Origin of the sequence: Sphingobacterium sp. UBA3549 (assembly GCF_002376635.1) — a bacterium.
Taxonomy (GTDB): Bacteria; Bacteroidota; Bacteroidia; order Sphingobacteriales; family Sphingobacteriaceae; genus Sphingobacterium.
The window spans coordinates 108,599-131,635 of record NZ_DFOE01000039.1 but is presented as its reverse complement, the minus strand read 5'-3'; the positions used below and the strand labels follow the sequence as shown (position 1 = coordinate 131,635).

The 23,037-nt window shown below is 40.7% G+C and carries 20 protein-coding genes; 7 read left to right on the top strand and 13 right to left on the bottom strand.

All coding sequences use genetic code 11. The annotated features are described in order from the left end of the window. The first annotated feature begins 48 nt into the window (after nt 1–48). A complete protein-coding gene (locus B2W36_RS22505; RefSeq protein ID WP_293889626.1) occupies nt 49–1,551 on the top strand; it encodes an aldehyde dehydrogenase family protein in 1,503 nt (500 codons plus the stop codon). 138 nt (nt 1,552–1,689) lie between these two features. Then, on the top strand, nt 1,690–2,067 hold the full coding sequence (locus B2W36_RS22500; RefSeq protein ID WP_293889625.1) for a DUF779 domain-containing protein: 378 nt from the start codon (nt 1,690–1,692) through the stop codon (nt 2,065–2,067). A gap of 159 nt (nt 2,068–2,226) precedes the next feature. Here B2W36_RS22500 and B2W36_RS22495 read toward each other — a convergent pair whose 3' ends face one another. From B2W36_RS22495 to B2W36_RS22475, 5 genes are all read right to left on the bottom strand, one after another. Then, a complete protein-coding gene (locus B2W36_RS22495) occupies nt 2,227–2,628 on the bottom strand; it encodes an acyl-CoA thioesterase (RefSeq protein WP_209580604.1) in 402 nt (133 codons plus the stop codon). Between the two features lie 68 nt (nt 2,629–2,696). After that, a complete protein-coding gene (locus B2W36_RS22490) occupies nt 2,697–4,520 on the bottom strand; it encodes a MutS-related protein (RefSeq protein WP_293889624.1) in 1,824 nt (607 codons plus the stop codon). A 125-nt stretch (nt 4,521–4,645) separates the two neighbouring features. Further along, the gene (locus B2W36_RS22485; RefSeq protein ID WP_209580600.1) at nt 4,646–5,302 is read right to left on the bottom strand and encodes a protein-L-isoaspartate(D-aspartate) O-methyltransferase; all 657 of its coding nucleotides are present in this window, start codon (nt 5,300–5,302) and stop codon (nt 4,646–4,648) included. A 233-nt stretch (nt 5,303–5,535) separates the two neighbouring features. Then, on the bottom strand, nt 5,536–8,019 hold the full coding sequence (priA, locus tag B2W36_RS22480) for a replication restart helicase PriA (protein WP_293889623.1): 2,484 nt from the start codon (nt 8,017–8,019) through the stop codon (nt 5,536–5,538). Between the two features lie 241 nt (nt 8,020–8,260). Then, the gene (locus B2W36_RS22475) at nt 8,261–8,650 is read right to left on the bottom strand and encodes a DUF423 domain-containing protein (RefSeq protein WP_293883841.1); all 390 of its coding nucleotides are present in this window, start codon (nt 8,648–8,650) and stop codon (nt 8,261–8,263) included. Nucleotides 8,651–9,056: 406 nt separating this feature from the next. On the opposite strand from B2W36_RS22475, the gene B2W36_RS22470 reads away from it, so the two are divergent. The 3 genes from B2W36_RS22470 to B2W36_RS22460 all read left to right on the top strand — a co-directional run bounded on the left by B2W36_RS22470 (nt 9,057) and on the right by B2W36_RS22460 (nt 13,856). Continuing rightward, entirely contained in the window at nt 9,057–11,696 is a 2,640-nt protein-coding gene (locus B2W36_RS22470) for a hypothetical protein (protein ID WP_293889622.1), read from the top strand. A 118-nt stretch (nt 11,697–11,814) separates the two neighbouring features. Then, nucleotides 11,815–12,825, top strand: a complete 1,011-nt coding sequence (locus tag B2W36_RS22465) for a DHH family phosphoesterase (RefSeq protein WP_293889621.1) — start codon at nt 11,815–11,817, stop codon at nt 12,823–12,825. 23 nt (nt 12,826–12,848) lie between these two features. After that, nucleotides 12,849–13,856 (top strand): FKBP-type peptidyl-prolyl cis-trans isomerase, encoded by a 1,008-nt coding sequence (locus B2W36_RS22460; protein ID WP_293883835.1) that lies wholly within the window; start codon nt 12,849–12,851, stop codon nt 13,854–13,856. 76 nt (nt 13,857–13,932) lie between these two features. Here B2W36_RS22460 and B2W36_RS22455 read toward each other — a convergent pair whose 3' ends face one another. The 4 genes from B2W36_RS22455 to B2W36_RS22440 form a co-directional block, all read right to left on the bottom strand. After that, nucleotides 13,933–15,096 carry an ABC transporter permease gene (locus B2W36_RS22455; protein ID WP_293883833.1) on the bottom strand — a complete coding sequence of 388 codons (1,164 nt, stop codon included), beginning with the start codon at nt 15,094–15,096 and terminating at the stop codon, nt 13,933–13,935. Between the two features lie 11 nt (nt 15,097–15,107). Further along, a complete protein-coding gene (locus B2W36_RS22450) occupies nt 15,108–16,064 on the bottom strand; it encodes an HlyD family secretion protein (RefSeq protein WP_293889620.1) in 957 nt (318 codons plus the stop codon). Between the two features lies 1 nt (nt 16,065). Beyond that, nucleotides 16,066–17,460 (bottom strand): TolC family protein, encoded by a 1,395-nt coding sequence (locus B2W36_RS22445; RefSeq protein WP_293889619.1) that lies wholly within the window; start codon nt 17,458–17,460, stop codon nt 16,066–16,068. A 109-nt stretch (nt 17,461–17,569) separates the two neighbouring features. Further along, complete coding sequence (locus B2W36_RS22440; RefSeq protein ID WP_293883827.1) at nt 17,570–17,695, bottom strand: hypothetical protein; 126 nt, start codon at nt 17,693–17,695, stop codon at nt 17,570–17,572. 123 nt (nt 17,696–17,818) lie between these two features. Between B2W36_RS22440 and B2W36_RS22435 the strand changes: the two genes are divergently transcribed. Together B2W36_RS22435 and B2W36_RS22430 are read left to right on the top strand one after the other, a co-directional pair. Next, complete coding sequence (locus B2W36_RS22435; RefSeq protein ID WP_293889618.1) at nt 17,819–18,586, top strand: TatD family hydrolase; 768 nt, start codon at nt 17,819–17,821, stop codon at nt 18,584–18,586. Between the two features lie 12 nt (nt 18,587–18,598). After that, nucleotides 18,599–19,618: an asparaginase gene (locus B2W36_RS22430; protein WP_293889617.1), complete on the top strand. Its 1,020-nt coding sequence runs from the start codon at nt 18,599–18,601 to the stop codon at nt 19,616–19,618. 96 nt (nt 19,619–19,714) lie between these two features. Here B2W36_RS22430 and B2W36_RS22425 read toward each other — a convergent pair whose 3' ends face one another. The 4 genes from B2W36_RS22425 to B2W36_RS22410 are packed head-to-tail and all read right to left on the bottom strand — an operon-like array spanning nt 19,715 to nt 23,037. Next, nucleotides 19,715–21,022 (bottom strand): bifunctional folylpolyglutamate synthase/dihydrofolate synthase, encoded by a 1,308-nt coding sequence (locus B2W36_RS22425; RefSeq protein WP_293889616.1) that lies wholly within the window; start codon nt 21,020–21,022, stop codon nt 19,715–19,717. Between the two features lie 11 nt (nt 21,023–21,033). Continuing rightward, on the bottom strand, nt 21,034–21,861 hold the full coding sequence (locus B2W36_RS22420) for an energy transducer TonB (RefSeq protein WP_209580580.1): 828 nt from the start codon (nt 21,859–21,861) through the stop codon (nt 21,034–21,036). A gap of 58 nt (nt 21,862–21,919) precedes the next feature. Then, nucleotides 21,920–22,330 (bottom strand): ExbD/TolR family protein, encoded by a 411-nt coding sequence (locus B2W36_RS22415; protein WP_209580579.1) that lies wholly within the window; start codon nt 22,328–22,330, stop codon nt 21,920–21,922. Further along, nucleotides 22,330–23,037 carry a MotA/TolQ/ExbB proton channel family protein gene (locus tag B2W36_RS22410; protein WP_293889615.1) on the bottom strand — a complete coding sequence of 236 codons (708 nt, stop codon included), beginning with the start codon at nt 23,035–23,037 and terminating at the stop codon, nt 22,330–22,332. Before B2W36_RS22410 ends, B2W36_RS22415 begins: the two co-directional genes overlap by 1 nt.

The following is a 23,037-nucleotide window of genomic DNA, read 5'->3' as shown; positions in this document are numbered from 1 at the left end:
TGGCTAACTTTGATAAGAAGGGAATAAAAATAATTAAAAATAAACCATATGAGCGCAATTAAAAGGCCATCGTTCAAAGAACGATATGACAACTACATTGGTGGTAAATTCGTCGCACCAGTACAAGGAAAATATTTTGATAACATCTCACCAGTAGACGGAAAGGTATTTACACAAGTTGCCCATTCCACAAAAGAAGATCTGGATCTAGCTGTTGATACTGCTGCTAAAGCCTTTGAAACTTGGGGAAAGACTTCAGCTACTGAACGGAGCATCATCCTAAATAAAATCGCCGACCGCATTGAAGCGAATCTAGAATATATCGCCGCCGTTGAAACCATAGACAACGGTAAGGCGGTACGCGAAACGCTAAATGCTGACATCCCATTAGCAATTGATCATTTTCGATATTTTGCGGGTGTAATCCGTGCTGAGGAAGGTTCCCTAAGTGAACTGGACAGTAACACCGTATCCTTGATTGTACACGAGCCAATCGGGGTAGTTGCACAGATTATTCCATGGAATTTTCCGATTCTAATGGCGGTATGGAAACTAGCTCCAGCGCTTGCAGCAGGGAATACCGTTGTACTAAAACCCGCTGAAAGTACACCGGCATCTATTCTTATCCTGATGGAAATAATTGGTGATTTGATTCCCGCCGGAGTGGTTAATATCGTCAATGGTTTCGGTGCGGAACTTGGTCGGTCCTTAGTCACCAATCCAAAAGTTTCCAAAGCAGCATTCACGGGATCCACAGCAACAGGCCGTTTGGTGATGCAGTATGCCACTGAAAATATCATTCCAGTAACACTCGAACTCGGCGGAAAATCGCCCAATATTTTCTTCAGTTCGGTGATGGATGCCGATGATGCATTTTTGGACAAAGCGATAGAAGGCGCGGTGCTATTTGCACTCAACCAAGGAGAGATTTGTACGTGTCCTTCACGTTTATTGGTACAGGAAGATATCTACGATAGATTTATAGCGAAAGTCGTTGATCGGGTCAATAAGATCAAAGTCGGAGACCCATTAGATCCATCAACCATGATGGGCGCTCAGGCATCAAAAATCCAAAAAGACAAGATCATGTCCTATATCAAACTAGGCAAAGAAGAAGGAGCAGAAGTCTTGACCGGTGGCGATGAAAACAATGTTGGCGAGGGCTTTGAAGACGGCTACTACATTAAGCCTACCCTATTCAAAGGCAATAATAAAATGCGGATTTTCCAGGAAGAAATCTTTGGACCAGTACTGGCGGTCACTACTTTCAAAGATGAGGAGGAAGCAATTGCCATCGCCAACGATACGATGTATGGACTGGGAGCTGGTGTATGGACCCGAGATGCGCATCAGCTTTATCAGGTTCCACGTGCTATTCAGGCGGGCCGTGTTTGGGTAAATCAGTATCATTCCTACCCTGCTGGAGCTCCATTCGGTGGATATAAACAATCTGGTATCGGACGGGAAAATCATAAAATGATGCTCGCACACTATAGACAGGCTAAAAACATGCTGATTTCCTACAGCAAAGAAAAACTTGGTTTCTTCTAACAGAAGTTTAAGAGTAAGCTAACGCCGTACCAGGTGGTATCGTTAAACGCCATGCTGCCTGGTACGCTTTAAACACGCAATCGATCTTTCGCGCTAAATTTGATGGGGGCTAATTTTAAAAAAAAATGATCCAATTTTATGATGATAAATAGACTAGACGTTACGGATAAAGCAAAAGATCTTATTCATGAACTTGAAGCAAAACATGGTAAATTAATGTTCTACCAAGCAGGAGGCTGCTGTGAGGGGACTCAACCGCAGTGCTTTGAAGAAGGAGGCTACTTCCCCCGTACAAATGACGCCATGATCGGACTAGCGGAAGGCTATGAATTCTGGGTTGATCGCGATCTCTTTGAATACTGGAAACATGCACATTTTACATTAGATGTACTGGATGGCTTTGGCCCGGGGGGCTTCTCGCTGGAAACGCCATTGGGTAAAACCTTCAAAGTTCACTACAGACTGTTTACACCAGAAGAGCTCAATAATTTAAGCCCCGTCAAGAGAAACGAATAGAAAAAAACGTAAATCCATAGAATCACACCCCTATCGGAGACGACGATCGAAATTCTTAGATCGATCTCTCCACAAAAAAAGGACCTTAATTACGGTCCTTTTTCCATGTTATAAATTTTCAGAATTTTCGTCTCGTACCCTAAAAAGAGACATCGAATTCTATTCAATATCCAAACCTTCAAGCACAGGGATCGGCTGCTTGCTTTCATCCAGAGCAACAAATGTAAAAACACCTTCTATTGCCAGCTCTCTGCCCTCCTTGTACATATGTTCCAAAAATATCTCGACCTTCACCTTTAAGCTTGTCCGGCCTACATGTTGAACTCTTGCGATAGCTTCTATAATACTTCCAGAGGGAATAGCTTTATTAAAGTCTATACGATCTGTTGATACAGTGACCAACGTTTTGCGACAAAATCGTGTTGCAGCCATAAACGACACTTCATCCATAATGGACATGGCCTTGCCGCCGAATAAAGTATCGTGATGATTTGTCAAAAACGGAAAAACAGTTGTACAAACATGTGTTTCAGACAAATCAATACGTTCTTGTAAAGTCATTTATTGTTTTATTTAGTGGATTTAAGAGGGGACAAATGTAAATTAATCTCATTTCAGTTGAGTCATTTCTATTCCATATTTTCATTGATATCCACACCGATACCCTTCAATAAGAGCGACGCATTGAATATCTTGCACTCGCCAATCTTCAGCTTATAATCAAACAGCATCTGACCTTCATCAACACGAATATCAAAATGATAATTTTTGATATCTCGAGGAAATTCCTCCTGTAAACTAGACAGCTGTAAGTCGTGTGTTGCCACCATACCTTTACCATTTAACCGCACTAATTTCTTTATGATCGCCCGCGAACCGAGGTATTTATCCACCGAATTTGTACCCCGTAACATCTCATCAATCAGAAAAAAGCTATCGCTGTGTAGAGACACCGTATCTAATATGAATTTCATCCGATTCAGTTCCGCCTTAAAGGTCGACGTACTTTCATTCAGATTATCTTTGATCCGCATATAGGATATCAGTTTGTAAATCGGCAGCTGAAAAGATGTTGCTGCAACAGCCGCCCCAGCATAGGCCAAAATGGCATTTATGCCCACAGTACGCAGAAAGGTACTTTTACCAGCCATGTTGGATCCAGTTACCAAAGCAATACGATGATCCATACTGTTATAATCATTGGCAACTACCTGATCGATCGGGATCAAGGGATGATATAATCCTTGCGCATTAATCTTATCTTGCAATGGGTTATCCAAAATTATCGGATCAATATAGGTCGGATGATTTCGCTTCCAAATAGCCAGACTCGTTACCGCCTCTACCTTTGCCAAAGTATCGAATGAATTTAAAATTTCATGCTCATATTTATTCTTCCAGTCAACAATTGCCAATACCTGCCTAAAATCCCAAAGCAGAAATAAATTTAAAAAAATACCAACAAAGACATTATTGCGGGCATCCAGATTGTTAATCAGACCTGCAAGCTTTTTAAATGCAAGGGAAATGGAATCAGCACCTTGATGCTGTTTAAGTTCCCCTGCGATCCCCAGCATGGAAGAGGACTTCCACTCCTTGCTTTCAATCGATTGAATCGCTTCGGCATAAGAGCCTAGGACAGCACCAATCTTGTCTATTCGAGAGGAAAACAGCCCCACACTTCCCGCTTTGGCTAATGCCCAAAGGATATGGAACAAGCCCAATAATGTTGCAATTCCAGCCAACTTTGGAACAAAAAAACTTCCGGCTAAAGCAAGTAAAAAGAGAATGGGACCTGCTTTGATATAGAAACGCATAAAACCGTTGCCGAATTGAAAATTACGATCCTGAAAGTAATTTGTCAGGAAAGCCTTGATGTCCAGCTTATGGTTCAGGTTCGCCAACAGTTTAGCCTGAAAATCCCAAATCCACTCCGATTCGTTTTCCAGTTCCTGAGTCGCTTCCTGATTATGCAGAATCTGATATTTTTGAAGCGGTTTATCAAGCCACGAAGCCAAAAGATCGATTCCCTGCTTTGTAGTTGCACGATTTATCTGGGCAAATAAAGCATAGGTTCCAAAAACATCCATATCAGCGCTATACGGATGAGCCCCATCCTCAAAATGCTGGCCATGATCATACATATTTAATTTTCCTTCTGCCATAGCCTGCTCATTTGCCAAAACCTTAAGATAAGCTTCAAAATAATTTTTCTGAAGCTCCAGCTTGCTCTGCTTCCGCACGAGATAAGCGAACAAAAATAACAATGAAAAAAAACAGAAAAAGACCAAAGGCAGACTTTCGAGCTGAAAGGTATAAAATAATAACGCTCCCCCTCCCAGGATTACAAATAGACGCGACAAACTCAATGTGTTGACTTGCTTATTTAACTTGAGCACGGTTGAAGCTATTTCTTGATGCTTCTGATCATATAATATTGATGTTGGAGTCATAACGTGAATATTTAGTCTTTCACTTCATTTTAATTTAATTGAGGATCTTATCAGTTTTTTTACAAAAGGAGGGGCCATAGGCGCTTGAGACCTTGGAGATGCACATCGAAGCCGCTTGAATGGCTTTACCAAGCTTGGTCTCCCACCAAAGGAACAAAACGAAAGGTATCCAGTTCGATACGGTCAAAATCATTTTCACCTACCCGGATAATGGTGACCATTTTTTGCGACTTTTCATCTCCGACAGGGATCACAAAAATTCCGCCCATTTTCAATTGCTTTAACATCACCTCTGGCACAAATGGTGCGCCCGCAGTCACGATAATCTTGTCATAAGGAGCGTGCTCTTCCATTCCCTTAGAGCCATCACCCAAAAAGAAATTAGGTTTATAGCCCATGTAGGGCAGTACCTGAATGGTGCGATGGTACAGATTTTCTTGGCGCTCGATGGTATACACTTCAGCACCAAGTTCCATTAGAATGCAGGTTTGGTATCCAGATCCGGTCCCGATTTCCAAGACTTTATCCCCTTTTTTTACGTGGAGTAATTCGGACTGATAAGCCACCGTATAAGGCTGTGAAATTGTCTGCCCATCACCAATTGGAAATGCAATATCCCGATAAGCCTGATTCCAGAAAGTTTCATCAAAGAAAAAATGACGTGGTACTTTTCCAATGGCATCTAAAACTTTTTGGTCTGCAATACCTCGGCTTTTTAGATGTTCCACCAATTTCTTACGGGCACCTTTCTCCCGATAATTATCAATAAACTTGTAGGCCATGATGATTCAAATTTACCTTTTAAAAGGCACATTCAGCAGAACTAATCACAATTAACTCAATACCAATACAGTACACATTTATAATTCAATTTACTTTATTTTGCAAATCACCAGACCTTATAGCCAGTGTACGTTGACCGTTCGAATTGGACATCAAACAAAACGATAGGCGCATGTGGTTTAACTTAGCCCATAACGCAAGTCTTTAAATCCTATAGGGGTAATAGCTGGCGCTAATAGGGATCCACATCGACCTGAACGCGCACGCCTGTATTGCTTTTATCTATTTCAAAATCCAGAAGAACCGAACGGATCAGTTCCTTAACCTTTGCAATACTGATATTTGTACGTTCTATCTTCAAGGTGATAGTCTGAATAAAATTATTGCGCACGCGGGAAACCAAAGGCGGCTCTGGCCCCAACACCCTTGCCCCCAGCTGTTGGCGCAATGCTACGGCAAAACGATTGGCCGAATCATAGCATTTCTGAAAATCAGCATGCTTAATATCAATTCGGATGAGGCGGTAAAAAGGTGGATAAAGGTAATTTTTTCGTTCTGTAATTTCAGTCATAAACATATCCTCATAATCGTTGTTGACTACCTGTTCAAGCACTCTGTGCTTGGTCGTATAACTTTGGATAATCACCCTTCCGCCAGCTTCACGACGACCAGCCCGGCCTGCAACTTGTGAAAACAGTGAAAAAGCACGTTCATAGGAACGAAAATCAGGAAAGTTGATAATGGTATCCGCGTTAATAACACCAATCAGACTTACCCTTCCAAAATCGAGCCCTTTAGCTACCATTTGCGTTCCAATAAGCACGTCGAATTCATGCTCATCAAATGCTGTGATAATTTTATCAAATCCATATTTGCCTTTTGTAGAATCCAAATCCAACCGGCCGATGCGAATTTCCGGCATCAGAAGCTCCAGCTCCTCCTCTACCCGTTCTGTACCGAATCCTTTACTTTCGATATGCGGCATCCCGCAGGCTGGACAAACCCGCAACGGAGGTTCGACATGACCGCAATAATGACAGTGCATCATATTGGAGCTCTTATGATAGGTTAAGCTCACATCGCAGTTGACACATTTTGCGACAAATCCACAGGTATTACATTGGATCATGGTCGTATGTCCACGTCTATTTTGAAACAAAATAACCTGCTCCTTATTTTTTACAGCTTCTTCAATGGCCTTTAGCAAGGTACCTGAAAAATAGGAAAACATATTTTCCTTTCTTCCCTCTTCGGCAATATTCACCAGCTCAATACTTGGCAACTGCGCATTCCCGTATCGTTCTAGCAGTTGTACAAAACCGTACTTCTTGGCTTTGGCATTATAATAACTTTCCAAAGAAGGTGTGGCTGATCCTAAAAGTACCTTAGTCTGATGGAGAAAGCCGAGATAAATGGCGGTATCCCGAGCATGGTAGCGGGGAGCCGGATCGAATTGCTTATAGGAATTTTCGTGTTCCTCATCAACAATGATAATGCCCAGGTCCTGAAAGGGCAAAAAGACGGATGAACGCGCGCCAATCACCACCTTGAACTCATTTTTCATTACTTTATGCCATACCTCGGCACGTTCATTATCATTAAATTTGGAGTGATAAACGCCAAGTTTATCTCCAAAATGCAACTTTAAGCGAGCGGTAATCTGCGCTGTAAGCGCAATCTCGGGCAATAGATACAAGGCTGATTTTCCGGCAGCTATCGCCTGTTCTATCAGCCGGATATAAAGCTGTGTTTTCCCTGAAGCGGTGACACCATGCAATAAAGTAACTTCCTTATCCTCAAAGGACTTCTTGATTTCATCATAGGCGCGTTGCTGATTTTCATTAAATTGGAAATTAGCATCCAATTCGATATCTTCTCCCTGAAACCGAGAGACAACCTTCTCTTTGATTTCAAAAACACCTTTGTCAATCAAAGCTGTAATAGCGCCGTTACCGCAGCCCGAGGCCTCGGTTAACATCGGCCGTGTAATCTCCTCCGTTTTTTTAACAAGTTGCATAAACGCCAATACGGCATCTTGCTGCTTTGGCGCTCGGTTTAAACTATCCAACAGCTCTCTTTTAGCATCTTCATTTTTAAAATCAGGAGCAAAACGTAAAAATGCTTTGGTCTTAGGTTTATAGCGCTCGGTAATCTCTTCAGAAATCAATACTATTCCCTTGTCAAATAATTGCTTTAAAATAGGGAAAACAGTTTTTTGCCCCAGCAACTTCACAATATCATTCACCTTAAGTTCGCCAGCCACCTCCAGTGCTTCAATGATAAGATACTCTTTATCGGAGAGTGTAGAACGATCAAACTCATCAGCAATCGAAGGAACCACTTTGGTCTCACTGGCCAGCTTCAATGCTGCGGGGAGCGCCGCCTGCATCACCTCACCCAAGCTACACATATAATAATCGGCAAGCCAATCCCAAAGTTTAAACTGCGCCAAATTGACGATCGGATTTTCATCGATAATGTCCAAAATATATTTTGCTTCATAGTGCTTTGGTGCTTCCCGGCTAATTGACTTAACAAGCGCTGAGTAGATCTTATTCCTTCCAAATTGCACAATGACCCGTACTCCTAGCTGCACACGATCGTTCCAGTCGGCCGGAATACGATAGGTATATGTTCTTGCTAACGCTAGTGGTAAGACCACATCAACAAACAGCGTATCTCTTTCACTAAAAATCGTAGATTGTGGATTGGACATAAATTCAAATTATGGTATAAAAGTACAAAAAAACCTTCACGAAAAGAGATCAAACGACTCTAGCGATTATCAAAACCTACATCTCTTGACACTGTTGTATAAGCGAAATCACAACCAAAAAACAATACATTCACCGTGTAACTATAACCTAAAAGAGCCTTCCTGAAATCTATCCGGGAAGGCTCCTATATTTTAGATACACGTATCGATCTGTATCGAGTGATGCAATTAGCAAATGAAATTACGACTTGTTCTTCAGTGCCGCAATAAATAACGCTACCCAACCGATGATAAACGAAAGACCGCCTAAAGGTGTAATAGGGCCCAAAATAGACGGATTACCAAAACCTGTTATTTCTCGTACGCTTAAAATATACAAGGATCCCGAAAAAAATAGAATACCAATGAGAAAAGCAATAAAGGATACTTTAATCGAATACGTCTTGGCTCGGGAAAAAGTAGATAAAAATAACAAAGCAAAGGTATGATAGAAATGATACTGATTGGCCGTTTTCCAAGTTTCAATATGATATGTACTTACCTTTCCTTCTAGACCATGAGCACCAAAGGCACCTAATATTACAGCTAATGCTCCCAACAAAGAAGCGGCTAAAATGATTTTCTTATTCATTATGTTGATTGAATGCTGAAAATGAGTTTCTAGCGATAAATGTATTAAAAACCGATCAAAATAAGGAATTTTTTGTTAAATTTATGTGATAAAGAGGTATTATTGGAACGATTTCTGTCTCTTCCCATATATTTTTATTAGGTTTGTTTCTACGTATGGGTCTTCATGAGCTTCATGCTGCTCACCGAGTTATTGAAAGACGTACAATGATTTTATCTCCATGAGAAACATTGGCTTCATGAATACTTCATCGCCATCAAAAATTCGAATTTAATGTACTCTCTTGTTTGCGAAAATAGAGTACTTCAAACATATTTGTTCTGATGAAATTTGCATTAATCGTATCAACGGGCAAGTTAGTAACGATATAAGTCAAATTTATCAGCCAATGAAAAAAATAAAAAGGATGAAAAAAACAATCATCATCACTGTGATATTATTCATCGCGGTCATCGCGGCCACGATCTACCTTTTCGGAGATTTTAATAAAAATAACAAACAAGATTCTAAAGCCTTACAATACCTTCCCGAAAATACATTAGCGATTGCTTCCTTTACAAATGATCAAACGGTGGATACGATCTTTAACGACTATGAACTCTTTAAAGCAATTATTGGCCAGCAAAATTTCAGCCACCTCAAGCGTCTGAAAGAAGATTTATTACAAAACGATCAGCTTGCACCACTAGTAGATGGACAGCAGATACTGCTCTCTTTTCACCAGGAAAAAGAGCAGATTACACCTTTGTATAGTGTCCAGGTGGGGCAAAGTCTAGATAACAAGGCCTTGGCAACATTACTTGGCAACGTCGGGAAAAATTATAAAATACAGCCCTTTGATACCTTAGGGCACCGATTTTATGGACTTAACCAAGGCACTAAAGACAGCACACTTTATTGCTCCTATTTTCACGAAATTATTTTTGCCAGCTATTCCAAAAAAGTACTCGCTCAGATCTTTGACAAAAATGTAAAGAAAATAAATACAAAACAGATTGAGTTCTTTGTCAACCACAACAATAAAAACACTCCCCTAAGTCTCTATTTTTTCAATGAACAGCTATCTCAGTTTGCCCGAATATTGATGAAATCCAAGTTCGGCAATTATCTAGGCCTAATAGATTCGCTGAAAGGACAAACCTCCTGGAACATGAATTTTAAAAAGGATGCATTTATCTTTAAAGGCGAAACTGCGCTTACGGACAGCAAAAACAGCTACCTACAGTTATTTGCTACGCAGACAGCTCAGGTGCAGGCCTTGGGTAATTATCTTCCTAAAAATGCAGCATCTTATATCGACTTTAGTATTTCAGATCCTCATAGTTTTCGTAGTGGTTTGAAAGCTTTGTTCGTACAACAGAAAGAAGATGGCCGATTGGCAAAGAGCATAAAAAACTTTGAAGAGGACAGTCAAGTATCCTTTGACAGTATCATCGCACCAATATTCAACGATGAATTTGCTCTTGCAGAGCTGGACAACCAGGATGCTATCGGTTTGATCAGCATTTCAGATTCGACAAAATTTGCAGATAACCTCAAAAAATTCAGTACTGCTGTTGGCGATTCGATCTATCAATTTAAATATTCGAATCTTTTATATGCACTCTTTGGCGAACCGTTCAAGAATTTTAACCGCCCCTATTTTACCGTTGTCGACAATATTATGGTGATAGCCAGCCGAACCGGGATCTTGAGCGACTATCGGGAATCTTTCCGGGAAAAGCAATTTCTGTCGGGAACGGCGATTTTCAAAAATCATGCAGCATTACAGAACAGTCGTAGTAATGTGACATTTTATTTAGAACCTAAAGCCAGTAAGAGCACTATTTTGAATAACTTAAAAGCGGAGTTTGCAAAGAATTTTAGAGATGAGGATGAATATGGCTTTCAGAATTTTTATTCGTGGTCCTATCAGCTCAGCGGCAATCAAGGCTCATTTTCCTCCAGTTTATACGCCCTCTATAAAAGCGATACGCGATTGGGGGGCAAACCTGAGTGGACGGTGCAGCTCGAAAGCCGGATTATTAATAAGCCTTGGATCTTCGACCAAGATGGAAAGAACAAGTTTATCCTGATTCAAGAACAAGATCATACAGTACACGCCTTCTCTCCGGATGGAAAAGAACTTTGGCAAAACCTCTTTCAAGGTGAAATTTTGGGCGAGCCTATACAGTTACAGGATCTCAGTATTATCGCCGTAACAAAAAACCGATTGTACCGCTTTATGCCCGACGGGAAAAATATGACCGGTTTTTCGGTTGAACTACCGTCGAAGGCAACCTACGGAGCGACACTCGCTAACTTCAATAAAGAACAACGTATTTACATTCCAGCGACAGATCGAATCTTGGCTTATACCTTAGCTGGCAAAAAAGTAGATGGCTTTGAAAATAATTCTGTGGATAGTCGAATTATATTTGATTTAAAAACCACCACCTTGGGGCAAACAAATTACATTATTGCAGGTACAAGCACAGCTTCGGTTTATTTCTTTGATCAGAACGGTAAAATTATCCATAAAAAGACATTGGATACGGATGGGGAAAGTGTTAAAAATCCAATTGGTTTAATGGCTGCATCTGACGAAAAAAATTCTTTCATTTATTTGGCAGACAATAAAGGCAGCATTTACAAAGTACCATTTGAGGGTGATGCAAAAAAAATCAAATTAGGCGATTGGAGCAGAGATGCTTTCTTTAATTTCGAAGATATTAGCGGTGGTGCTGACAGAGACTTTGTCATACTGTCCAAAAACAAACTGAATGCATATAGCGCAAGAGACTCTTCTTCCTACTTTGAATATAAATTTATCGAAGATGCCAGCAACAGACCCTTGTTTTTTAAACGAATAGGAAAATCTGATATCATAGGGGTTGGTACTGACAACCGCATGATTTATGTTTTTGGGTCCGATGGTTTGGTCCAGGAGGGATTCCCGGTAGAAGGCTTCTCGAAGTTCTATTATGGACCAATTAACTATGGCGACAATGCCAATTATTTAATCTGTATGAAGCGCGATTTCAAAGTCTATGTATATAAGTTTTAAAACGCTGGAAATCAATTTTTTAAAATAACCCTCAAATGCAATAAGGTGTGAAAAGATCTTTATAAAAAATTTGTCTAATCTAATTTTTTTATAGTAGGTTTGCAGACTTAATATGACTATGCTGAAATCAGAAGAATTAAAAGAATTATTGGCCAAACCAAAACGCATTGTAATTACAACGCACTACAAACCAGATGGAGACGCATTAGGCTCATCGTTAGGTCTATATTTTTGGTTGGTCGCAAAAGGACACCACGTAAATCTGATTGTGCCTTCAGACTTTCCTGCCTTTTTGGATTGGTTGCCAGGCTTAGAAAATGTACAAATTTATACGCAGAATATGAATCTGCACAATCAACAGATTGATGCGGCTGAATTCATTTTCTGCTTAGATTTTAATGGCCTTGCGCGGATTCACGACATGGCCGAACCCATTCGCCAAGCGAAAGGAATCAAATGCATGATTGATCATCATTTAGATCCGGAAGGATTTGAAGACTACGCCTTTTGGGATCCATCTGCAGCAGCGACAGCACAATTGATCTACCGCTTCTTAACGTATGAGATGCAAGATTCGGAACATATCAGTGCAGACATGGCGACCTGCCTTTATACGGGTATCATGACCGACACCGGTTCATTCCGCTTTCGTTCTACAACAGCCGAAATCCACCGTATTATAGCAACCCTCATCGATTGTGGTGCGCAAAACTGGGCGATCCACGAAGAGATTTACAATAGTTCCTCTGAAGGCCGTCTTAAATTCTTAGGGTTTTGCTTACTTAATCGATTGGAAGTCATTCATGAATATAATACGGCTATTATCCATGTGACAAAAGCGGATCTCACGCAGTTTGAAGTTATCACCGGTGATACGGAAGGATTGGTCAACTATGCACTCTCTATTAAAGGAATTCGATTGGCAGCGTTAATTATTGATAGAAATGAACAAATTAAACTATCTTTGCGTTCGATTGGAGAAGTTCCTTGCAATGAGATCTGTAAATTGTATTTCAATGGGGGTGGGCATCTTAATGCTTCAGGGGGCAATTCGAAAGAAAGCTTAGAAGCGGTAGTGTCCAAATTCAGATCGGTTTTACCAAATTATAAAGAAATATTAACAAAATAAGATATAGTAACATACATTAGAAAATGAAGAAAGCAATTCTATTTTTCGCGGCTGCCGGTCTTTTGATGACGTCATGCCAAAAATTCAAAAAGGCTGAAGGTGGTCTTGAGTATAAAATCGTGGATGATAATGCAAAAGAAAAAGCGGTATCTGGCGATTTATTAGCACTTGACATGGTTGTGAAAACGGACAGAGATTCTACAATGCAAAGTACGTATGACATGGGAGTCCCTCAGATCGTTCAATTATATCCAGATAGTATTATTGCAAAAAACCCAGGTGACCCTACAGGTTTATTCAAATACGTAGGTGAAGGCGATAGCTTGGTATTCAAAATCAATTTGGATTCTATGGCGGCTAAAACTCATCAACCAAAACCAGAATTCGCGGATAAATTCATCATTTACTCCATAAAGGTCAAAAAACATTTCAAAAAAGGAAAGTTGACTGATCAACAATTGGGTGAACAAGTTCAGAAATACTTTGAAGAAGAATTGAACAAGCATAAAGCTGCTGAACCTGCAAAATTGGAGAAATACATCAAGGATAAAAACTTGAAAACAACAAAAACAGCTTCAGGTCTTCAATATGTAATTACGAAACCCGGAACAGGACCAAATGCTAAAGTAGGTGATTCTGTCCACGTAAACTACGTAGGTTCATTGACCACTGGAAAAGTATTTGATACAAACCTTCCTGATGTAGCTAAAAAAGAGAAAATATTCAATGCACAACGTCCTTACGAAGCATTAAAATTCCAATTAGGTGTTGACGGCGTGATCCCAGGTTGGACTGAAGCTTTTCAATTGTTTAACAAAGGAACGAAAGCAACTTTAGTTATCCCTTCATCTTTGGCTTACGGCGATCGCCCTTCTGGTATAATTCCTCCATACGCTCCTTTAGTATTTGAAGTAGAAGTATTGGATATCAAACCTGGAAAAGTTCCAGCACCTACAGCGACAACTCCTGGTATGGTAGCACCTACAGGAACGACTGCTCCAGTGACAACAGCTCCAGCAACGAAAAAGTAATTTAACGGTATATTTTAGTAGAACAGAAAAGCGGTTTCATTAAGTTGAAACCGCTTTTTTGTTGTACCAGTATTTTTTATGATTTAATCGTCTTTTTAATCTTCCTTATTTTCATCCACAGGATAACTACAGCCAACGTAAAGCTAACGACCATAATGATGGTCAATGAAACAAGTGCTTTATTGGTGTGGTAATTTTCAGCATGCTGAATAAATAGCAACCTAAAAATCCGGAGATAATGCGTAGATGGAATAACATTGGCAATCGCCTGCACCCATTCTGGCATCAGGCTGGATGGCCAGGTAAATCCGCTCAGGATAAAAGCGGGTGTTGCAATCACCATAAGGACTTCTGTCGATTTTAGCTGCGAAGGCAGTAGTATACTAACCAGTACACCAATAAAACAGACAGCAAGCAAAAATACACATGTACACAGTACAAATCGGCCGAAATCAGCTTGCAAAGGCATACGGTAGTACTGACCAAAACCCCAATATAAAATCAAAATGCCTACAGACATCAAGATATAAGGTAAAATCTTTACAAGGATAAGTCCGATAGGATTACCGATTTTACGCACAAGATCCGGAAACGTGTTACCTTCAAACTCTGACGAAAAAGACAACGCCAAGCCAAGGAGCAATACCTGTTGCAAGACCGTAATTAAAACCCCCGGCAGCATAAAATAAAGGTAGTTGCCGCTTCGAATATTTTGCTTCACAAAGGTTGTTTTAAAAGGTTCATATTGTTGAGCAGCGATCTTCGCGGGAACACCTCGTTTCATCTGCGCCTGAATTTGGATTCCAGCTTTAAGTGTTGACGCACAAACATTCACCGCCATCATTGCAGTATTGGAGGTCAATGTATTGGCTCCATCAACAAAAACAGTCATTTCGGGCAACCTGCCTTGTTGTACTCCAGAAGCAAAGCCTTTGGGAATATGTACAATCGTTGTTGCTTCGTATTGCATGGCAATATCTTTGGAATCAAAAAGGGAAGGCAATACACGGGCAACGTCAATACTCTCATTATCTGAAAGCATATCTATGAAGGAACTGCTTAAGGGACTATTATCTTCATCGACAACAATGATCGGCATCTCCGTCACTTTGCCCTGTTGATAGACATGCCCCACCAAGATGCCGTACAAAACAGGCGCACCGAGAAAAAGCATCAGCAAGACTTTGTTATTGAAGAAAAGTTTAAACTCCCGTTGGATTAATTCTATAAATTTTTTCACATTCAAACCCTTTAATTCGCATGGAGAACCACAAGCGTTTTGGTTAATAAATCTTTAGCACCAGCACTATCCTCAGGAACAACCTTCAGCTCAAACACAGCCTGTTGCGGATCAAAATCGGGATAGGCAGAGGCTATGCTCGCATAAGAATTTAACGCCTTAATACTGATCACTTTCGCTTTAACTTTTTTGTGGTTCAAATAAGGAATGTCCACTTCTACAGCAGCACCTTTTTGAAATCTTCCAATTTGGTTTTCAGGCAATGTGAACCTAAAATAGGTTGATCGATCAAGAAAGCCATTAATAATCGGATAACCCGCCATCGCCAGTTCACCAACTTTCAGATTAATGGTCTCCACGCTCATATCTTGTGGGGCAATGATATATTTTTCCCCCGCAGCAACCTTCACTTCAGACACCGCTCCGAGCGCACGTTCCTTCTGTCCCAAAGCCATAAGCTGCTGTTCTTGTCTAGCTCCCCCTTTAGCTTCGGCTAATTCAGCCTGAGCAGCGAGATACTGATTTTTAGCCCCTTGATATTTTGCATAGGTTTCGTCATATTTTTGTTGTGGAATCAGGCTATCCTGCAAAAGTGCATCTAATCGACCTATCGACTTCCTTGCAAACTCATATTGTTCCCTCAAACCATCTACTTTTGCCTGAAGTTGTGTCAATTGCCCTTTTGTAGCCCCTTTGAGTGCCATGTTATATTGCGCATCGGCAGATTGCAGTGCACCTTTTGCCTGTTCCTCTTTCGCATCTACCTCGGGGATACTCAAAATGGCCAACGTATCCCCTGTATGGACAAAATCCCCCTCTTCAACCAGTAGCTTTGCAATTTTTCCTGGAACCTTAGTCACAACTGTTACCTGCTCACGCTCCACTTTCCCTTCAATAGGCTTCGTTTTTTCTTGGTTTGCACAAGAAACTAGGATAAACAGCAATAATATTCCATATAAATTCTTCATCTTACTCATGTATGGTTTGTAATAATTTTCCTGATGTATGTAATAACTCCACCGCTGCAGTACGTTGCTGCAACACATTATTAAAATAGCCTAAATTGACCTTATACCAATCGTTTTCGGCAGCCAATAATGCTGTAACATCTATCAATCCAGCTTGATATTGCTTCACAGCCATAGAAAGGTTATTTTCAGCTACTTTTAATTGCTGTTCGCCAACCTTCAGCTTTTGATTACCCGTTGTGTAGTTGACAGTACTCTTACTCAATAATAAATTTAACTTTTCCTGTGTATCTTCCCGTTTGGTCGTATTGATATGTTGATCGAGTTTAACTTGTCTAATCTTATTCAGATGCTCGCCACCCGTGTAGAGATCCCATTTAACGCCCACTCCAACTATTAAGTTGGGACTACCCTTAATGGAATTGAGCGGCAAATTGACAGTACCCAATAGGGGCTGGTCTTTAACAGTTAGCTTGGAATTGAATACATTCAGATAGTTTGCAGAGCCAAAGGCAAAGACCGCCGGAAGCGCCCCCCCTTTTTCTTTTTTGTACAAGTACTCATAGGCTTTGGACGAAGCATCCAGTGCTTTGAGCTCAGATCGCTGCTCAACATCACCAGGGAGCTCCGACAAAAATATAGGTTTGAGTCCATAATGAATCGCACCAACTTTCTGAAAAGAGATCCCGGTTTCTTGTTCAAGCTTTTGACACAACAAGTCGCGGTTGCCCGAAAGCTCCACTTTTTTTTCTTCCAGCTCCAGCAATGCCAATTTCAGCTTGTCGCGATCGTAAGGTATTGCAAGTCCATTTTGAATGGCTTTAGTCACCTTCTGTTGCTCTTTCTTTAATCGCTTTTCGGAATCCACGATCAATTTATCAACTTCATCCAACAACATCAGCTGATCGAAAGAAGCAATAATATCTTTTGAAAGTGTTTCCCGGCTCGCTGATTCCAGGTACTGCTGGGCAACAGCTTTCTCCTGCAATGCTTTTATTCCATTCGGAATCTGCAACCCCGAGAAAATAATCTGCTTGACAGACACGCCTGCATAAGCAGCTTGGCCATGTAGGCTAAATCCCGTTGCTCCTTCAAATAAGCCTAAGTTTAGTAATGGAATATTAACGGTCGGAATATCAACGCTCCCATTGCTATGAACATAACCGTATAATCCGAGTGCAGAGACATGGGGCAGCCGATTTGCTTTTACACCCTCGGCTTCCAAACGTGCTTTATCAACTTCGTAGGCCTTCAATTTCAATTCTTTATTGGTCTGAAAAGCTTTTTGAATAATATCTTTTACCGACGGATCAATCAATGATTGCGCATGTAGTTTGTTTAAAAACAGAACCGATGCCAAAGTCAATAAACCCAGGCTTAACTTCTTATTCATCATATGACTCATTAATTCTTATAAAAATAGGACAATAACCGCCTCGCTTATCTGTTTAACAGTAAATCTTACGGTATGTTTGACTGCTAACTCTTTTTATTCAACATTCTTTTCAACGCGAATAACATGCAACAATAGGACATTCATGCAGCAGTAACTGCCCATCAACAAATCGCTTTTTCGAAGAAGCAAAAAATGGAATCCAGTCCTTCAGCAGTAATCCGCTATTATTTTTCATTTTTGCTAATTAATAAGTTATCTTTGGAGATCGAATTGAAATTTTGGTAATTAAGCACACCACTTTATTCGATAATAATAAAAACAACTTTTTACCCTAACCGCTGCGTCCACGCAGAAAACTATGTTGCTTACAGATACACATACACACATTTATTACCATGCAGGAACGACAAAACTGCAAGAAAATCTTCAGCGTTGCTTTGATAATGATATCCAACGGCTTTTTTTGCCAAATGTAAATAGCGCTTCCATAAAACCCGTATTTGACACCGTAGCAGCTTATCCAGATCACTGTTTTCCCATGCTTGGATTACATCCCTGCGATGTCAAGGAAAACTATCTAGAAGAGTTAGAAATCATCCGAAAAAGCTTGGAAACTTACAAAGTCTATGCCATAGGTGAGATCGGACTGGATCTTTACTGGGATAAAAGCACGCTTGAAATTCAAAAAAATGCTTTTAGGACGCAGGTTCAATGGGCTAAGGAATTAAATCTGCCGATCGATATCCACTGCCGTGAAGCCTTTACAGAATTGTTCGAATTACTGGAAGAACTCCACGACGACAAATTGTTTGGCGTGCTGCACTGCTTTACAGGATCCCTTGAACAGGCCAATCGGGCCATCGAGTTAGGTTTCGCTCTGGGTATTGGCGGAGTCGTCACCTTTAAAAAAGCAGGCTTAGATCAGGTGGTCAAAGAAATCGATCTAAAACACCTTGTCTTAGAGACAGATGCGCCCTATTTGGCTCCCGTACCGTTCCGAGGTAAAGAAAATGAAAGCAGCTATTTGATCTACATTGCACAGAAAGTAGCTGACCTTCACCAGATTTCCATCGAAAAGGTAGCCGAAATCACAACAGAAAATTCAAAACGTATATTTGGTATATAATTTCAACACTCAATGCATAATATCTTTATTATCTACACAGGTGGGACCATTGGCATGGTTAAAGATGAGACAGGAACATTCGTTCCTTTCGACTTTGAATTGATCAAACGTAATCTCCCTGATTTAAGTCGCTTAGACTATAAACTCACCGTGCACTCTTTCGAACCCATTATCGATTCATCCAACATGAAGCCCGAAATATGGATTGAAATGGCACAAATTATTAAGGATAACTATGCAGATTACGATGGTTTTGTGATCTTACATGGTTCCGATACCATGGCGTTTACGGCATCGGTATTGAGCTTTATGCTGGAAGGACTCCAAAAACCGGTAATATTATCAGGCTCCCAGCTGCCTATTGGCGAAATACGAACGGATGCCCGAGAAAATATGATGACCGCCCTTGAAATAGCATCGGCAAAACAAGATGGTGTGTCTATTATACAGGAAGTTTGTATTCTTTTCGACAATAAATTATTCCGCGGTAATCGTTCTTTTAAATATAACTCCGCCAAGTTTGAGGCTTTTAGATCTCCAAATTATCCCGTATTGGTAGAAGCTGGCATTCACCTCAAATACAATACAGATGCTTTATTGAACAATATTAATAAAGAATTTATCTTGCATACAAAATTGGATAATCGGGTGGCAGTATTGAAACTATTCCCCGGAATCTCTGCGCAAACAATCAAATCGGTATTAAACTCCGATGTCCGTTCAATTGTGATGGAAACATTCGGTTCAGGAAATACCACCACTGACACGTGGTTTCTGGATTTACTAAAGGAAGCGATTGAGCAGGGTAAAAACATCCTCAATATTTCTCAATGTAAAGTTGGATCGGTCGAATTGGGGCGCTATGAAACCTCACAAGGTCTTAAATCCATCGGCGTGCTCAATGGCTATGACCTCACATTTGAGGCTGCAGTAACCAAATTAATGTATCTTCAGGGCGAACTTGAAGATCAAAGAGAAGTTGCTTATTGGATTGAAAAGGATATCCGCGGTGAATTGACTGTAAATGACTAAGTATAAATGACAATAGATCAGAAAAGACTTATCAATAGATAAGTCTTTTCTGATCTATGTATTTCCAAAGCATAGAATTCGCTACAATGTCAATTCTTATTGTTCAGTGGGCAGGCCAGCAAGCACTTCCGCAACAACAAAATTACTTCCACCAACAAAAATAAGATTGCCCTGCTGATAAGCATTTTTTGCTGCATCAAATGCGGCCGCGACACTCGGAAAGTCCAACCCTTTTAATCCAAATCCAAGAGCTTCTTTACGCAATTCACTGGCTGGCAGCGCACGCGGCATATCCGGAGCAGAGAAATAATAAATTGCGTCTTTGGGCAAATGGGGGAGCATATGTGTTAAGTCCTTATCGCGCATCGCCCCGATGACAAAGTGAAGCTGATCATAGTTTGTAGTCGCCAGGTTTTTCAACACTTCATGAATTCCGTCTTCGTTGTGTCCCGTATCACAGATAACAAAAGGTTCTTTAGACAACTGTTGCCAACGGCCTTGGATCCCTGTGGTCGTTTGTACTTTCATCAAGGCTTCATGAACGTGATGATCACTGATCTCAAAGCCCTGCTTACGCAATTCATCAACAGCACACAAGACACCAGCAAGATTCTTCACCTGGTAAGAACCTTTCAGATCCAGCTGATATGATGATGAATGGCCAGAAGAATCGATAGTTTGCACTGTCAGATAGTCTTGATCTACCCCCAACATTTTTGTCCGATATGTGTCGGAAGCAAATTGTATGGGAGCCTCCTCAAGTGCTGCTTTTTTCAAAAATACAGCAGCTGTCTCTTCGGCATACTCCGAAATGATCACGGGCGTATCTCTTTTGATAATACCTGCTTTTTCGCCTGCAATTTCCGCCAGCGTATTACCGAGGAGATTCATGTGATCAAACCCAATATTGGTAATCACCGACAATAACGGGTGAATAATATTGGTGCTATCCAAACGTCCGCCAAGGCCAACTTCAATAACGGCGATATCAACTTTCTTTTTCTCAAAATAATCGAAAGCCATCGCTACAGTAATTTCAAAAAAAGACGGCGCTACTTGTTCGATCAGCTTGCGATGCGCATGAACAAAATCAACAACAAATTCTTTGTCACATAACTGGCCATCGACGCGGATACGTTCACGAAAATCCAGTAAATGAGGAGAAGTATAGAGGCCCGTCTTATAACCTGCTTCTGCTAAGATAGCGGCTAGCATATGGGAGGTAGATCCCTTTCCATTTGTTCCGGCAATATGCAATGTTTTGAATTTTTGCTGTGGATTAGCTAACGCAGCGCAAAGTTTGATGGTATTGTCAAGGTCTTTTTTGAAGGCTGAGGCGCCATCCCTTGTAAACATAGGCAATCGAGTATACAGATACTCGATTGCCTCATTATAAGCATTCATGTGAATGATTTTTATCTTAATCTAAAATTGAATACAATCCGTCCTGTCTGCGAGTCTGGGGCATTCGGCAATTGATTCAACCGAGCACCTCTAACAGCACGCTCACATTTTTCCAATAGGGAAGGATCAGTAATTGTAGTTCCCTTCACACCAGCACGCGCATAGGTTATAATTCCCTGCTTGTTGACTCTGAACTCTACAGCGACCTTTCCCGCCTGCTGTCCATTGTCGTCGATACTTGGTCTTTGGGTGAAGCTGCGGTTTTCAATGGATAACATCATATTACCGTTTCCAGATCCCCCTTCGCCATAATTACTTGCCAAGGGATCTCCTAATTTGGAACCTTGATTACCCGGTGTTGTTCCTGTGCCGTCACCTGCTCCAGTACCGTTGTTTTTATTGCCTTTAAAAAGTGCTTTAGCATTCGCCTGTGGAGCTACCTCTTTGACTTCTTTGGTTGTTTCTGGTGCTTTTGACACCACTTTCTTCTCTGTCTTTGTAACCGCAGGAGCATCTTCCAGATCTTGAGTGACGACAGCCTTCTCAGCAACCTGTTGCGTTGGGGTCGGTGTCGGCGTTTCCACAGGATCGATACGGTCAGGACGCTCATTATTGGCATTCGGATCTACAGAAGGCTCTTCGACACTCATATAGTCATCCCCCATACCTTCTGGAGAAGTACCATAGTTGACAATAAGTCCTCCCATACCTATCATAGGAGGTTCTTCCGCCTTAAACACCACAAAAAAACCAATCAAGAGCAACGATGCCATGACCAGAGTCGATATCCCCAATGCCTTGGGGAAATTATTTTCTTCATGTTGAAGATGATATCTCATCGCATTAATCTCCTATATTAATAGCTGACCATTAAACTCAAAAAAAGTTTAATGGTGGTTACTTATCTTTTTTTGGCTCAGTTGCCAACACGACCTTCACTTTTAAGCGATTGGCTACATCCATCACTGAAATAACATTTTGGATAGGAACCGTATTATCGACGTAAAGCATAATTGTCAACTCCTCGCCGGCAGCCATTTGTGATTGAATTGCAGCTTCCAACCCTTCAATAGGAACTGGAGTTTTGTCAATAAAATAACCTAAATCTTTGGTAATCGAAACCGTAACGGTCTTTTTAGCAACAGACTGCTCTCCTGCACTGGACTTTGGTAACAAGAGCTTAACAACTTGAGGATTAGACACTGCTGAGGCCAACAGGAAGAACAACATCAAGAAAAACATGATATCATTCAGCGCTGAAGTATGAACCTCTGCAGATGGTTTATTTTTTCTACTTCGTAAATTCATTATCTTCCTGGTTCATCCAATAAATCAATAAATTCAACTGCATCAGTTTCCATACGCAAAATTAAACGCTCGACCATCATATTTAAAATATGGTAACCCAAGTAAGCTAAGATACCAACGGCAAGACCGGATGCAGATGACACCATTTTCACATATAAACCTCCTGACACAGAAGCGATATCAATACCACCTGCTAATTCAACCTCATGGAAAATCTTAATTACCCCAAAAATCGTACCCACGAAGCCCAGCATTGGAGCAATACCGGCAATGATACCCAGGATATTAATATTTTTCTCTAATTTGGCAACTTCCAGCTTACCTACATTTTCGATGGCACCTTCAATATCTTTGATAGGTCTACCTACACGCAATAAACCTTTTTGCAACATACGTCCCAATGCAGAGTTACTTGAGCGACACACCGCTAAGGCAGAATCCAGATTTCCCGACAGTACATTCGCTTTCACCTGCGACATTAAGCTATTATCGTATTTTGCGGCACGACGGATGGTTAGATAACGTTCAAAAAAGATTACCAATCCAATAAAAAACAACAATAGGATCGGAATCATAATCCATCCCCCTTTGATCATCATATCGATCAAACTCATGTTTTCTGTACTTGCAGCGGCAGGTAACGGTTGTTGCGCAGCTTGATTAAATGAATCCACAGCAGCTGTTGCTGTATTCTGTACTAATGACAT

Excerpts from the sequence above, each read along its gene's own strand:
- B2W36_RS22415 (WP_209580579.1), bottom strand. The coding sequence starts at position 22,330 with ATGAATTTACGAAGTAGAAAAAATAAACCATCTGCAGAGGTTCATACT.
- B2W36_RS22445 (WP_293889619.1), bottom strand. The coding sequence starts at position 17,460 with ATGATGAATAAGAAGTTAAGCCTGGGTTTATTGACTTTGGCATCGGTT.
- B2W36_RS22425 (WP_293889616.1), bottom strand. The coding sequence starts at position 21,022 with ATGAATGCTTATAATGAGGCAATCGAGTATCTGTATACTCGATTGCCT.
- B2W36_RS22450 (WP_293889620.1), bottom strand. The coding sequence starts at position 16,064 with ATGAAGAATTTATATGGAATATTATTGCTGTTTATCCTAGTTTCTTGT.
- B2W36_RS22470 (WP_293889622.1), top strand. The coding sequence starts at position 9,057 with ATGAAAAAAACAATCATCATCACTGTGATATTATTCATCGCGGTCATC.
- B2W36_RS22490 (WP_293889624.1), bottom strand. The coding sequence starts at position 4,520 with ATGACTCCAACATCAATATTATATGATCAGAAGCATCAAGAAATAGCT.
- B2W36_RS22465 (WP_293889621.1), top strand. The coding sequence starts at position 11,815 with ATGCTGAAATCAGAAGAATTAAAAGAATTATTGGCCAAACCAAAACGC.
- B2W36_RS22495 (WP_209580604.1), bottom strand. The coding sequence starts at position 2,628 with ATGACTTTACAAGAACGTATTGATTTGTCTGAAACACATGTTTGTACA.
- B2W36_RS22500 (WP_293889625.1), top strand. The coding sequence starts at position 1,690 with ATGATGATAAATAGACTAGACGTTACGGATAAAGCAAAAGATCTTATT.
- B2W36_RS22420 (WP_209580580.1), bottom strand. The coding sequence starts at position 21,861 with ATGAGATATCATCTTCAACATGAAGAAAATAATTTCCCCAAGGCATTG.
- B2W36_RS22440 (WP_293883827.1), bottom strand. The coding sequence starts at position 17,695 with ATGAAAAATAATAGCGGATTACTGCTGAAGGACTGGATTCCATTTTTT.
- B2W36_RS22460 (WP_293883835.1), top strand. The coding sequence starts at position 12,849 with ATGAAGAAAGCAATTCTATTTTTCGCGGCTGCCGGTCTTTTGATGACG.
- B2W36_RS22410 (WP_293889615.1), bottom strand. The coding sequence starts at position 23,037 with ATGTCATTAGTACAGAATACAGCAACAGCTGCTGTGGATTCATTTAAT.
- B2W36_RS22505 (WP_293889626.1), top strand. The coding sequence starts at position 49 with ATGAGCGCAATTAAAAGGCCATCGTTCAAAGAACGATATGACAACTAC.
- B2W36_RS22430 (WP_293889617.1), top strand. The coding sequence starts at position 18,599 with ATGCATAATATCTTTATTATCTACACAGGTGGGACCATTGGCATGGTT.
- priA (WP_293889623.1), bottom strand. The coding sequence starts at position 8,019 with ATGTCCAATCCACAATCTACGATTTTTAGTGAAAGAGATACGCTGTTT.
- B2W36_RS22475 (WP_293883841.1), bottom strand. The coding sequence starts at position 8,650 with ATGAATAAGAAAATCATTTTAGCCGCTTCTTTGTTGGGAGCATTAGCT.
- B2W36_RS22485 (WP_209580600.1), bottom strand. The coding sequence starts at position 5,302 with ATGGCCTACAAGTTTATTGATAATTATCGGGAGAAAGGTGCCCGTAAG.
- B2W36_RS22435 (WP_293889618.1), top strand. The coding sequence starts at position 17,819 with ATGTTGCTTACAGATACACATACACACATTTATTACCATGCAGGAACG.